This is a genomic window from Leucobacter sp. NPDC015123 (genome assembly GCF_043080205.1).
GTDB classification, from domain to species: domain Bacteria; phylum Actinomycetota; class Actinomycetes; order Actinomycetales; family Microbacteriaceae; genus Leucobacter; species Leucobacter aridicollis_A.
Genome location: NZ_JBIBVH010000010.1, coordinates 46307 through 58543, shown reverse-complemented (window position 1 = coordinate 58543; position 12237 = coordinate 46307). Strand labels below are relative to the sequence as shown.

The 12237-nt window shown below is 65.2% G+C and carries 13 protein-coding genes; 11 read left to right on the top strand and 2 right to left on the bottom strand.

Annotation, left to right across the window (positions count from 1 at the left end):
* Nucleotides 1-76: 76 nt before the first annotated feature.
* The 9 genes from ACF07D_RS15255 (at nucleotide 77) to ACF07D_RS15215 (ending at nucleotide 8711) form a co-directional block, all read left to right on the top strand.
* Entirely contained in the window at nucleotides 77-691 is a 615-nt protein-coding gene (locus ACF07D_RS15255; RefSeq protein WP_391505481.1) for a hypothetical protein, read from the top strand.
* 151 nt (nucleotides 692-842) lie between these two features.
* Nucleotides 843-2000 carry a metal ABC transporter substrate-binding protein gene (locus tag ACF07D_RS15250; RefSeq protein ID WP_391505480.1) on the top strand — a complete coding sequence of 386 codons (1158 nt, stop codon included), beginning with the start codon at nucleotides 843-845 and terminating at the stop codon, nucleotides 1998-2000.
* Entirely contained in the window at nucleotides 1997-2797 is an 801-nt protein-coding gene (locus ACF07D_RS15245; protein ID WP_119285462.1) for a metal ABC transporter ATP-binding protein, read from the top strand. Before ACF07D_RS15250 ends, ACF07D_RS15245 begins: the two co-directional genes overlap by 4 nt.
* Nucleotides 2794-3750, top strand: a complete 957-nt coding sequence (locus tag ACF07D_RS15240; RefSeq protein WP_391505479.1) for a metal ABC transporter permease — start codon at nucleotides 2794-2796, stop codon at nucleotides 3748-3750. The genes ACF07D_RS15245 and ACF07D_RS15240 overlap by 4 nt, the downstream gene beginning before the upstream one ends.
* The gene (locus ACF07D_RS15235; RefSeq protein WP_391505478.1) at nucleotides 3747-4601 is read left to right on the top strand and encodes a metal ABC transporter permease; all 855 of its coding nucleotides are present in this window, start codon (nucleotides 3747-3749) and stop codon (nucleotides 4599-4601) included. Before ACF07D_RS15240 ends, ACF07D_RS15235 begins: the two co-directional genes overlap by 4 nt.
* Complete coding sequence (locus tag ACF07D_RS15230; RefSeq protein ID WP_391505477.1) at nucleotides 4601-4999, top strand: Fur family transcriptional regulator; 399 nt, start codon at nucleotides 4601-4603, stop codon at nucleotides 4997-4999. The genes ACF07D_RS15235 and ACF07D_RS15230 overlap by 1 nt, the downstream gene beginning before the upstream one ends.
* Before the next feature lie 64 nt (nucleotides 5000-5063).
* Nucleotides 5064-5672 carry a helix-turn-helix domain-containing protein gene (locus ACF07D_RS15225; RefSeq protein WP_255808635.1) on the top strand — a complete coding sequence of 203 codons (609 nt, stop codon included), beginning with the start codon at nucleotides 5064-5066 and terminating at the stop codon, nucleotides 5670-5672.
* 121 nt (nucleotides 5673-5793) lie between these two features.
* Complete coding sequence (locus ACF07D_RS15220) at nucleotides 5794-7236, top strand: FAD-dependent oxidoreductase (RefSeq protein ID WP_119285465.1); 1443 nt, start codon at nucleotides 5794-5796, stop codon at nucleotides 7234-7236.
* Nucleotides 7233-8711: a peptide MFS transporter gene (locus ACF07D_RS15215; RefSeq protein WP_119285466.1), complete on the top strand. Its 1479-nt coding sequence runs from the start codon at nucleotides 7233-7235 to the stop codon at nucleotides 8709-8711. The genes ACF07D_RS15220 and ACF07D_RS15215 overlap by 4 nt, the downstream gene beginning before the upstream one ends.
* Nucleotides 8712-8768: 57 nt before the next feature.
* Here ACF07D_RS15215 and ACF07D_RS15210 read toward each other — a convergent pair whose 3' ends face one another.
* A complete protein-coding gene (locus ACF07D_RS15210) occupies nucleotides 8769-9527 on the bottom strand; it encodes an SGNH/GDSL hydrolase family protein (RefSeq protein ID WP_391505476.1) in 759 nt (252 codons plus the stop codon).
* 148 nt (nucleotides 9528-9675) lie between these two features.
* Between ACF07D_RS15210 and ACF07D_RS15205 the strand changes: the two genes are divergently transcribed.
* A complete protein-coding gene (locus tag ACF07D_RS15205) occupies nucleotides 9676-10497 on the top strand; it encodes a TipAS antibiotic-recognition domain-containing protein (RefSeq protein ID WP_391505503.1) in 822 nt (273 codons plus the stop codon).
* On the opposite strand, the gene ACF07D_RS15200 is transcribed toward ACF07D_RS15205, so the two are convergent.
* The gene (locus ACF07D_RS15200; protein ID WP_391505475.1) at nucleotides 10494-11270 is read right to left on the bottom strand and encodes a FadR/GntR family transcriptional regulator; all 777 of its coding nucleotides are present in this window, start codon (nucleotides 11268-11270) and stop codon (nucleotides 10494-10496) included. The two genes, ACF07D_RS15205 and ACF07D_RS15200, sit on opposite strands and share 4 nt — an antisense overlap.
* Before the next feature lie 100 nt (nucleotides 11271-11370).
* Here ACF07D_RS15200 and ACF07D_RS15195 point away from each other — a divergent pair, with 100 nt between their 5' ends.
* A complete protein-coding gene (locus tag ACF07D_RS15195; protein ID WP_119285470.1) occupies nucleotides 11371-11925 on the top strand; it encodes a YbhB/YbcL family Raf kinase inhibitor-like protein in 555 nt (184 codons plus the stop codon).
* Nucleotides 11926-12237 lie beyond the last annotated feature (312 nt).

Sequence of the window (12237 nt, the reverse complement as noted above, 5' to 3'; positions counted from 1 at the left end):
CGTAGCGTTGGTGTTGGCGGTAGGAGTGATGGTGACCGGGTGTGGTGCAGGTGAGGGAGCGCGAGATGGCGCTGGGATGACCGAAGAGGAATCCCTTGGGAGGTCGCTTGAGGCTCAGTATGCGCTTGCTGGTGAGCGGTATGTTGCACTGTATGAGCGGGTGACTGCGATGCAGCAGGATATCTATGCCGGAGAGTGGCGTGCGAGCAGTGTCGATTCTGGGGTGATCCCCGGGTCGGGGTTTGCCCTGGGCGGAAAGCTGGTTGGTGATACGCGGGATAACAGCTATTACTACACCATCTTTCGGCGATATTCGTATGACGATGCGCCGCATGTGACGCTCGAGGAGATCAGACAGATGTGGGTCGAGCGTGGTTGGGATGTTACTGGGGCGCCGATGACTTCCGAGAATACGCGCTTGACTGTCACTGACCCTGATGGATATTGGTATGAGATCCGTGATCACAACGACGGAGAACTCTATCTCTCAGTCCACTCGCCCGTGTACTGGGGGGACTGGGGGCCTGTGACTGACGCGATCTATGAGCGTGAGAAGGCTGAGGATGCGGCGCGTGCCCATGGTGACGCGTTTGATGCGGCTGAGGACAAGTTCGTGCATCTGTTGCCCGGGGCGTATCGCCCGTTCCCTGCGTGGGATGCGCTTGAGAAGTATCCGCCCGTGAGTGAGTAGAGGGCAAGGCCGGCTGGTGCGTAAAAGTCGTCGGCATGTCTGCTGACAACGCTGCCTGTGCGACCGGGCCAGGGCCTCGGCACGCCACCTTGTTGCGAACCGTTCTCATTCGCACATAGAATGAGACTCGTTCTCATTTAGAAGGTGTTGTATGTCCAAGCTCTCACACTCCCGTCGCGGAGAAATCGTTGTCCCGGCGCTCGCCGCAGTCCTCGCGCTCAGCGCATGCACTCCCGCGGCTGAGGGGGCGAACAGCGACACCCTGGCCGTCGTCGCAACCACGACACAGCTTGCTGACTTCGCCAGCCAGATCGGCGGCGACGACATCTCGCTGACGAGCCTGCTCCAGCCGGGTGCTTCAGCTCACCACTTCGACCCGTCTCCCAAGGAGCTTGTTGCCATGAGCCAGGCAGACGTGCTGATTGTGAACGGTGCAGAACTTGAAGGCTTCATCGATTCGGCAATCGAAGCGTCGGGCTTTAGCGGTGAGCTTGTCACTGCCTCCGACGGCATCGACCTCGCTGAAGCGAAAGCGATCACCGCCGAGGGCGAGCGTGAGGCGGAGACCGGCGAGACGCCTGAGCACGATCACGACCACGACCACGCCGATCACGAAGCCACAGATGGGGCTGTAGGCGAAGCCGACCATGACCACGCCGACGAGGAGGCAGGCCACGAGGGGCACGACCACGGCGATGAAGAAGCTGGGCATGACGGGCACGATCACGGCGACGTGAACCCACACCTCTGGACATCCCCGCGGTACGCGAGCGGCATGGCAGCCGAGGTCGCGCGTGGGCTCGCCCAGGCGGATCCTGCCCACGCGGCCGATTACACACAACGCGCTGCGGAGCTCGAGGAGCAGCTCACCACGCTCGATGAGTGGGTCAGTGAGCAGTTTGCGGGCGTGCCGGCGGCGGATCGTGTGCTCGTCAGCGGTCACGACTCGCTCCGCTACTTCCTCCACGACTACGACATTGCCTACGCCGGCGCGATCATGCCGAGCTTTGAAGACAACGCCGAGCCGAGCGTCGCTGAGCTTGATGCTCTCAGCGCGAAGATCCGAGAGCGCGGGGTGCGGGCGATTTTTGTTGAGTCGTCGATGAGCCCGAAACTCGCGCAGACGATCGCGCGCGAAACCGGCATCACCGTCGTTGACAGCGATGCGCTGTATGCTGACTCGCTTGGCGCCGCAGGGAGCGGGGCAGAAACGTATGTCGACGCCACTGTGCACAACACCCGCGTTATCCTCGAAGCCTGGGGTGTGACGCCTGGCCCCGTTCCGAAGGGCCTGGGGGAGCATTCATGACAGACAACGCTGAAGTAGCCCTTGCGCTTGCCGGGGCGTCCTTCGGCTACGGCGGCGAGACTCGGGTGCAGAGCCTGACGCTCGACGTGCCGTCAGGCGCTGCAGTCGCGCTCATTGGGCCCAACGGTTCGGGGAAGTCCACACTGTTGCGCGGCATTCTCGGGCTCGCGGACCTCACCGGTGGGACGGTGCGCGTGCTCGGTGAGTCACCGACGGCTGCTCGCCGCAGCGTCGGTACACTCCCGCAATCCGACGCGCGCGACACGAGCCTTCCCGTCACCGTGCGCACCGTGGTGAGCATGGGGCTGTACCGGGAGGTCGGCGCGTTCGGTCGGATCGGCAAGGCCGGGCGGGAAGCAATCGCGAACGCGATTCGCCTCGTGGGACTGGAAGCCTTCGCTGGCCGCATCTTTGGCGAGCTCTCGGGCGGCCAACAGCAGCGGGCGATCTTGGCTCGCGCGCTCGTCTCAAACCCGCGCCTCCTGCTGCTCGACGAGCCGTTCAACGGTCTCGACCGAGAGAATCGCGAAATGCTGCTCGCCCTCGTTGCGCGGCAGCGCGACGAGGGGCGCACGGTCATCGTGTCAACGCACGACCTTGAGATCGCGAAGGCAGCCTGCACTCACGTGCTGTTGCTCGCGAGTGGACACGAGCCCGGAGAGCCCGGTCACCCGGCGGCGTTCGGCACACTTGAAGACGCCCTCACGCTTGATGCAGTGCAACACGCGTTCCACGACTCCACTGTCGAGCTCGATGCACACACAGTCACGACAACCCGAGAGGTCGATGCGCCGTGACCGGCTGGCTCGCTCAGGCGGCGCCGGGGCTCGCGACCATCTTTGCGCTGCCGTTCATGCAGCGCGCGATCATCGCGATCGCGGTGCTCGCGGTGGCGGCGGCGATCGTCGGGGTATTCATCAACTTCCGTGAGCTCGAATTCGTGAGCGACGGGCTCGTGCACGCAGTCTTTCCGGGGCTCGTGATTGGTTCGCTCGTCGGAGGCACCGCAGGGCTGGTGCCCGGCGCGCTCGGAGCCGCGCTCGTCGCGGCGCTACTGTTTACCCTCCTGGGGCGCGAAACCGCACGAGGGTCAGGCAGCGTTGCGGCCCGTGACGCAGGGATCGCAGTCGTGCTCACGGGGCTGTTCAGTCTCGGCATTGTGCTTGTTTCGCGGGGCGACAGCTACGTCTCACAGCTGCAGGAGTTGCTGTTCGGGCGGATCCTGACAGTGACCGCGGCGCAACTTATCCAGATCGCTGTCGTCGGTGTCGTCGCGATCGTGATCATCGCGCTGACTCGCCGCGCGCAGCTGTATCGGGCGTTCGACCGCGCAGGGTTCGACGCCGCGGGCTTTAGCGCGTTTCGTACAGACCTTGCGTTGAACGTTGCCGTCGCGCTGCTCGTCGTCGCCGGCGTGCAGGCGCTCGGGGTGCTCATGGTTGTCGCGATCCTCGTCGTCCCTGTTGCCGTTGCGCGGCTCCTCACCCGCCGCCTTGCGCTGCTCGCGCCCGCTGCGGCGGTCGTGACGTTCGCCTCGGGGGTTGCTGGGCTCTGGGGTTCCTTCGAATGGTCGCTTCGCGGGTCGGTCTCGGCGTCACCCGGCGCCCTCATCGTGCTCGCCCTCGTTGCCCTTTACGGCGTCGCAGTGGTGGCCTCCCAGGCGGTGCACAGCGCAAAGCGAGCGCGCGCACGGCGGGTAGCCGCCACCGAGTCCACCGTGTCGAACGCCAACGTGGGGGTGTGTCCGTGAGCTACTTTGCTATGGCTGCACTGGAACTGGCGCTTCTCGGGTTGCTCGCCGGTGTCGCCGGCACCCTGATCGTGTTTCGTGGTCGTTCCTTCTTTGCGATTGCGTTGAGTCACGCGACGTTCCCGGGGGGCGTGATCTTCGCGCTCGCGGGGTGGAACTTGCTGATCGGGCAGGCGCTCTTCGCTGCGTTGCTCGTGCTGCTCATGGGAGTGCTGTCTCGCGTGCCGCGACAGGGCGGGCAGGTCTCGAGCGGGATCGTGCTCGCGCTCGGGTTCGCGCTCGGCGCGTTGCTGTCGAGCGCGAACCCCGGCCTCGGCGTTCCTGTCGACGCGCTGCTCGTTGGATCGCCACTCAGCGTGACCTTCGTCGACATTTCGGCGACAGCGGCAGTGCTGGTTCTCTCGCTCGTCGCGCTTGCAGTGTTCGGCAGGCGGATTCTCTTCCACACGTTCGACCCAGCGGGGTTCACGGCAGCGGGTTTCCGCTCTGGCCCGGTGGAGTTCGTCGTCGTCGGCATCATCGCCGCATCGGTTGTCGTGTCGATGCCAGCGGTGGGGGCGATCCTGGGTGTCGCGATCCTGATTGCCCCAGCGGCCGCAGCGCGGTTGCTCGCGCCGACAATCGCCTGGGTGCCCCCTATCGCTGCCGTGCTCGGAGTCGTGAGCGGACTGCTCGGACTGTGGGCGTCGCGCGAGTGGAATATTGCCGCAGGCGGCGCGATCGGCCTCGCCGCTACTGCGGTGTACGTGCTCGCGCTCGGCGCGTCGATGCTGCTCAGGCGGCGTTCGAACCCGCTCTCCGGTAGCTTAGAGGGGAAGACTCCAGCTGCAGTGATCACGGGAGGTGAGTGATGCAGCCGAAGCGAAACACCTGGCAGCGCGAAGCGGTGCGCGTCGAACTCGTCGATGCGCCCGGGTTTGTGAGCGCCCAAGAACTCCACAGGCGGCTGAAGGATGGCGGCTCGACGGTCGGCCTCGCGACGGTCTACCGCGCACTCGCGCACCTCGCGGAGGTCGGAGACGCCGACTCGTTGCAGTCGCCAGAGGGCGAGACGCTGTTTCGGTCGTGCGAGACATCGGCGCATCATCATCACCTCGTGTGCCGCCGCTGTGGAGAGACTCGCGAGCTCGCTGCGACAGTCGTCGAAGAATGGGCTGGCCGTGTCGGCGCAGAGCACGGATTCACCGAGATCGGCCACGTCGTCGACCTGTTCGGGCTGTGCCCTGAGTGCTCCGCGCTCGAGCGGTGACCGACTGGCCGGAGCGCCAGTAAAGTTTTTTGTACAAATATCAAAGCTGTGTTAGATTCGCAGCATGTCAATGAATGACCCTGTGGAACTCGCCGACGAGCCACGTAACGAGGCCCACGGCGGCTCCACCGTCGGAGCACGCCTCAAGCGGCGTCGGCGCGCGCTCGGCCTCACCCTCAAAGACGTGGCCGAGGGCAGCGGCCTCACGCAGGGGTTCATCTCGCAGATCGAGCGAGGCTACTCCAACGGGAGCGTGCGCGCACTGCAGAGCATTTGCGCCGTACTGAAGCTCGGCGTCGGCGACCTGTTCGATGCGCCGGAGGCCGAAGCGAGCAGCCGAGTGCAGCGGTTCCGCGACGCGCAGGGCTTTGCATTCGGCAACGGAGCGACAAAACTGAAGCTCACTCCCTCGCACTTCGACCACCTGGAGGTGCTGATCGGGCTCTTCGAACCCGGCGGATCGACAGGCGAAGGCCAGTACACGCACGGTGCGTCAGAGGAAGTGCTCGTAGTGCTTTCAGGGCGGGTCACCGTCACGGTGGGGGACGACACCTACGAACTCGGCGAACTCGATTCCCTGCATTACAACAGCAGCGAGCCGCACCGAGTGGTCGAAGCAAGCGGCACCGCGCAAGCTCGTGTGCTCTGGACAATGGCGCCCCCGACTTACTGATACCCCACTTTCAATAACTGAATGAACCGCCGACGGAGGTCGGCGCTGTTCGACGCGCCACGGCGCTGCTTTGCCGTGCACATTTTGCACCGACACAACTACTGGGAAGGACACCACGAAGGTGACTCACTACACGAACGGCGAGATCTCGCATTGGATGCGCAATCCCGAATCAGCCATCCCTGCCCGTGCCTCCGCGCCGTCCCGGCGCAGTGCACTTCCTAGCGAAGAACAGGATCTTGTCATCGTCGGCGGCGGAATGACTGGGCTATGGACTGCCTACTACGCGGCGACCGCGCACCCGGAGTGGCGTATCACGGTGCTTGACTCTCACGAGGTCGGGTACGGGGGCTCGGGCCGCAACGGAGGATGGGTGTCGACGCTCATCCCCGGTAACCGTGCCGTGTACGCCAAAGCGATGAACAAGCGCGGCCTCGACGGGAAGAGCGCCGTTCGCGCATTTCAGCACGAGATGAGCGCGGCGATCACAGAGACCCTGCGCGTGCTCGACGTTGAAGGCATCGGCGCGGATCAGCACCGCGGCGGCCAACTGCAGGCAGCGACAACACCCGCGGCATTGAAGCGGCTGCAGGCGACATACCGCGCGAACCTTGAAAACGGTTACGAGCCAGAGTCGATCGAGCTACTCGACGCCGCCGCGTTCAAGGAACGCATCGGCATCGTTCCGGCGCTGGGCGGAATGTACTACCGCGACACTGCGCGTGTGGACCCGGCAAAGCTCACACGTGGCCTCGCCGACGTGGTTGAGGCGAAGGGAGTCACCATTCGCGAACACGCTGAGGTCGAGCGCATCGACCCTCACGCGGCGACAACGACGCGCGGAATTGTGCGCGGGCGGGTCATTCTGAGCTGCCTTGAGGCGTTCACCGGAACGGTCGAGAGCGAGGGCCCAGGTTTCGGCCGCCGCGAGGTCATTCCCGTGAACTCCTCCATGATCGTCACCAAGCCCCTCAGCGACGCAGACTGGTCACGCATCGGCTGGGACGGTCGCGAGTGCCTGAACGACGGCGCGCACACCTTCGTGTACGCCCAGCGCACCGCAGACAATCGGATTGCCATTGGCGGGCGCGGGACGCCGTACGCCTACGCCTCAGGCCTCCCAGGCGAGGGCGTCGTCGACGCGAGAACCATCAAGACGCTGAAGGATCGCCTCGACTTCTTCTTCCCCAGCGCCAACATTGAGATCGATCACGCGTGGCGCGGAGCGATCGGAGTCACCCGCGACTGGTGTGCGGGCATCTACTTCGACCCCGCGACGGGCATCGGAAATGCGCGTGGCTACGCGGGTCACGGCGTCACCGCAACGAACCTTGCAGCCCGCACGCTGCTGGATCGAGTTGAGGGGAAGACGACCGGGCTGACCCAACTGCCCTGGAACGATCACAACTCCGGCATCTGGGAGCCCGAGCCGATCCGGTGGGTCGGCGTCCACGCCATGTACAGCCTGTTCGGAGTGGCTGACGCGTGGGAAGAAGCACGGAACTCCGAAAACACCTCACTCATCGCACGATTTGGATCACGATTGGCAGGGCTGCACGAATGACCCACTCGATTACCACCCCAACGGCTGACACTGTACCGCCCCCGCGCAAGGCTCAGCTTCCGCGCGGCGTCTGGAGCATGGCCTTCACGGAGCTGTGGGAACGCTACTCGTTCTACGGGCTCCAGGGGATTCTCTCCTTCTATCTGCTCTACTCCCTCGCCGATGGCGGCCTTGAGGTCGCGCCAGCGGCCGCGGCAGGAATCGTCGGGGCGTACGGTGGCGCCGTCTACCTCGCTCAGGTGATCGGTGCCTGGTTCGGCGACCGCCTCGTGGCGCCAAAGCTCATGGTGCTCTTCGGCGCCATCGTCATCATGGCGGGCCACATCGTGCTCGCATTCGCCCAGGGGCTCGGCGGACTCGGCATCGGGCTCGTGCTCATCGTCATTGGCACCGGTGCGCTCAAGACCAACATCACCTCGATTGTTGGCTTCCTCGTCGAGGGACGCCCGCAGCAGGAACGCGATGTCAGCTTCTCGTACTTCTACATGGCGATCAACATCGGGGCGGTTGTCGGACCGCTCACGACCGGCTGGGTGCAGAACGAGTACGGCTTCCACTGGGGCTTTGGCCTGGCTGCGGTCGGCATGGCCGGCGCGCTCGTACAGTATCTCGTGTCGTGGAAGAAGCTCCCGGAGCGGGCATCCGCTGTGAACAACCCCCTGCCGCGAGGCAAGTACCCGGTGTTCGCCGGCGTAGCCGTGCTCGGCTTGTTGGCGCTCGGCGGCGCGATCTGGTCGGGGATGCTGCGAGCCGAGAACCTCGCGAGCACGACGACGGTCCTTGCGTTGCTCGCCGCGGCCGCCTACTTCATCACCATGTGCACGTCACGCAGCGTCACCCGAGACGAGCGCAGCCGTGTGCTCGCCTACCTTCCGCTGTTCCTTTTCTCGGGCATCTACTTCGGACTGCTTTTCCAGAAGTTCACTGCGATCTCGATCCTCATCACCGAGCGGATTAACCTGCAGATTGGTGACTGGACGTTCCCCGTCGCATGGATCACGACGGTGAGCCCACTCGCGGCCGTGCTCATCACGCCGCTCATCGCGAAGCTCTGGAACAGCATGGGGTCGCGCCAGCCGTCGCCGGTCACCAAGTTCGGCATCGGTCTCGTGCAGATTGGCTGCGCCTACCTGTTCCTGCTCATCATTTCGCAGGCGACCGGCGACGCATTCATCCCGCTCGCGCTCATTCTGCTGTTCATGGCGATGGCGGGATCGTCCGAGGTCTTCGTTGGCCCGATCGGCCTGTCGGTCGCGACGCAGATTGGCCCGAAGTCGTTCAAGTCGCAGATGGTTGGCCTGAACTTCCTCACCCTTGCGCTTGGCTCGTCGCTTTCTGGCCTGCTTGGCCAGCTGTTCGCCGCGATCGAATCACCCGCCTACTTCTCGATCGTGTCGGCAACCGGTCTGGTGCTTGGGGCGGTGCTGATTGTTGCACGCAGGCCCCTCAGCCGCTGGCTGTCGTCCGGACAGTAGCGCCACCCCTCGACTGTGCCCCCTGATCGCGCGTTGCTCGGGCAGGGGGCACAGCCCTTACCGAGGATTGATCGTCACAACCTCCGGGTACTTCGCAGTCCGGCCGTCGCCGCTGGATCGGCCGGTGAGACGGCGCCCAATCCACGGCAACACGTGTTCACGGGTGTAGCGCAGTTGATCGCGGGCCGTCGGGGCCGCCTTCGGGGCGGCGGTTGTCACCCAGTCGGCGGGGGGTTCGTGACCGAGGGTTCGGAGAACGTTTGCGGCGACACGGTGGTGGCCGATGGGTGCGAGATGGAGACGGTCGATCGACCAATACTGACTTCCCGCGAGCTCGGCATCGTCCCAGTTGTTCGAGAACTTGACCCCAAGCCGGCGTGCGACATCGCCGGCTGCGCGAGTCAGTTCGCTGCCCTTCCTGCTCACGCTGCCGCCCGAGGGGAGCCCACCGGTCGGGTTCGCGCCCGCGAGCAGCAGCGGCTCGATGCCGGCCTGCTGGATGCGGGTGAGAGCGCCCTCGGTCGCCGCGATGATCGAGGCCATGTCGGTGCCTGGGCGGAGCATGTCGTTGCCGCCGCCATTGAAACTCAGGATCGTCGGCCCGAGCTCGATCGCCGGTTCGAGCTGTTCGGCGAGGATCGGGGCGAGTAGCCTGCCGCGGATTGCGAGGTTCGCGTACTCGATGGGCTCTCCGGTCGCATCGGCGAGTCCCTGCGCGACGAGGTCGGCCCAGCCGCGCACGCTGCCGTCGGGCTGTTCGTCACCAACTCCCTCGGTAAAGCTGTCTCCAATAGCGACGAATCGGATGCTTGCCATTGCTTTAGCCTACGCCTGGTCGGGCGGCGCGCTGCCCGCGCGCGAGAACGAGTTCTGGCATATCGCTTGACCTTGACGTAGCGTCAAGTTCTACCGTGAGATACGGGCGTACGGAGTGTGCGCCTTGAGCGACGAAGTGGAGACGGCAGTGGAGTATTCGATCCAGGAGATCGCCCGCGCGGCGGGCACAACGTCACGCACGCTACGCCACTACGACGCGCTCGGCCTTGTGCGGCCGACGCGTGTTGGCCACAACGGCTACCGGTACTACGACGACAGGTCGCTCGTCCGGCTGCAGCGAGTACTGCTACTGCGTGAGCTCGGGCTTGGGCTCGACCGAATCGCAGACGTGCTCGCCGCGCAAGACGCGGGGAGCGACCTCGCCGGGACTGCCGACGCTGTTGCGTTGGCCGAGGCCCGAGTGCTCGGCGCACACCTCGGCCTGCTCGAGCAAGAGCGGGCGCGGATTGACCGCCAGATCGGCGCCGTCCGGCGCACAATTGCCGCGCTCACCACACAACACGAAGGGAACGGGCTCATGGAGGCCAACATGTTTGACGGTTTCGATCATACGAAGCACAAGGAAGAAGTCATTGAACGCTGGGGTGAGAACGCCTATGCGAAGAGCGACAGCTGGTGGCGCAGCATGAGCGCCGAGCAGCAGCAGGGGTGGCAGGATCAGGTCGCGGCGCTGAACGCCGACTGGATCGCGGCGGCGAACGGCGGTGAGGATCCCACGTCCGAGCGTGCGCAGGCGCTCGCTGAGCGTCACGCCAAGTGGCTTCGTGGGGTGCCAGGAGCGCCGACGGGAGAGGCGTTCGAGCACTACGTGCGGGGCCTCGGTGAGATGTACGTTGCAGACGAGCGCTTCGCCGCGAACTACGGCGGGGTCGCTGGTGCGACACTCGTTCGCGATGCACTGCGCGCGTATCTCGACGGCGCCGCGGGAGAGGAGGCTCTCAGCGGTTAGACGACCGCCGGGCGGCCGTCGCGCACATCGTCGATGCGCTGCTGCTGCTCAGGTGTGCGGGCGAGCGGCGGGACGACCTCCTGCTGCTCGTTCACGATGACGACGTCATGATCGACGTGATCGACCATCGCGTGCACCGCGTCGATGAAGTCACGCTTGCGGATGGCCTCGAGCACGCGCTGGTGGTCTCGTTCCATCTCGGCCCCGGTTGCAACGTTTGCGAGGCGGCCGCGGTGCTGGGGCGTGCGCAGCTGGTCGTTGATGCCTGCGTAGAGCGCGGCGAGTAGCCGGTTCTTCGCGGCGTCAAAGATCAGGCGGTGGAACCGGCTGTCAAACGCGCCCTCTCCCGAGTCCGTCAGGCTGAGGACGGGGCAGCGTGAGCAGCCGACCTCTTCAATCGTCGCCTGTTCGAGCGCGGCCAGGTCTTCGTCGGAGCGATGCAGTGCAGCCTGCTGCGCAGCCTCGATCTCGAGCGCACGACGGTAGCTCAGGATCTCCTCAAGCGAGAAGTCCGCGAGGAACTCGTCGAGCAGCGAGCTGGTCGGCGACGAGGAACGCACGAAGGTGCCGCGGCCGGGGGCCGTCTCGAGCATGCCCATGCTTGCGAGCGAGCGGACGGCCTCGCGAACGGTTGAACGGCCCACGCCCATCTGATCTGCGAGCTCGGGCTCGATGGGGATTCGCTCACCCACCGCCCACTCGCCCGTTGAGATCTTGCGGCGAAGGTACGAGAGCGCGCCACGGGCACGCTCCGAACCGGTTGTGACCGCCATGCTGCACTCCAATCCACATCGCTGCTGCGTCGCTGATATTCAGGCCAGTCTATCGGTTCGTGGCTTTCCAGAACGTGTGTTCCCAGGTAGCGTAGCGACCATGACAAGTCACCCGAGTCGCGGCGCGTTGAACCCGTACGCCGGGATGCCGGAGAAGCCAGGGTTCACCCTCGTCAGCGCCGACATTCAAGACGGCGAGCCGTTGCCCGCCGAGCTCTACGGTGAGGGCGCCGGTGGATCGAACCGCTCGCCACAACTGAGCTGGTCCGGTTTCCCAGCCGAGACAAAGAGTTTCGCTGTGACCTGCTTCGACCCAGACGCCCCAACAGGGTCTGGTTTCTGGCACTGGGCGGTCGCAAACATTCCGGCGACAGTCACAGATCTTCCTGCCGGGGCAGGGGCTCTCGGCGGGGCACTCTTGCCCGAGGGTGCGATCACGATGCCGAACGAGCAGCGCGAGCCCGCGTTCGTTGGAGCTGGGCCACCCGAGGGTACCGGCGTGCACCACTACTGGTTCGTCGTGCACGCGCTCGACGTCGACCACATTGACATCGATCCGCAGGCGACTCCAGCAGTGCTCGGCTTCATGATGCGTGACGCGGTGCTTGCCCGCGCGATCATCGTCGCAACCGGCGAGTTCGGCGGCGCAGCTTAGGGACTTCGGTGCTGGCCTTGCGCCCTGTGCCGTCCGCCTGCCCTGGCTCCGGCCGCTAGATCTGTGATCTGCAGCAGATATGCCTCTTCGGCGAGGAGTGGGGCATTCGAACTGCAGATCACAGATCTTTGGGCGGAAGTCGCCTCGCACCGCCGCGCCACGGCAGGCGCATACCCATGTGATCTGCAGTAGATATTCCCGGTGAGACGGGGATGGACATGTGATCTGCGGATCTGCTGCCCTGCGGCTGAGCGAACCGGTGGTGAACTCCATTGGCTTCGGCGGGTGTACCGCTTGTGCTGGGCGGCGCTC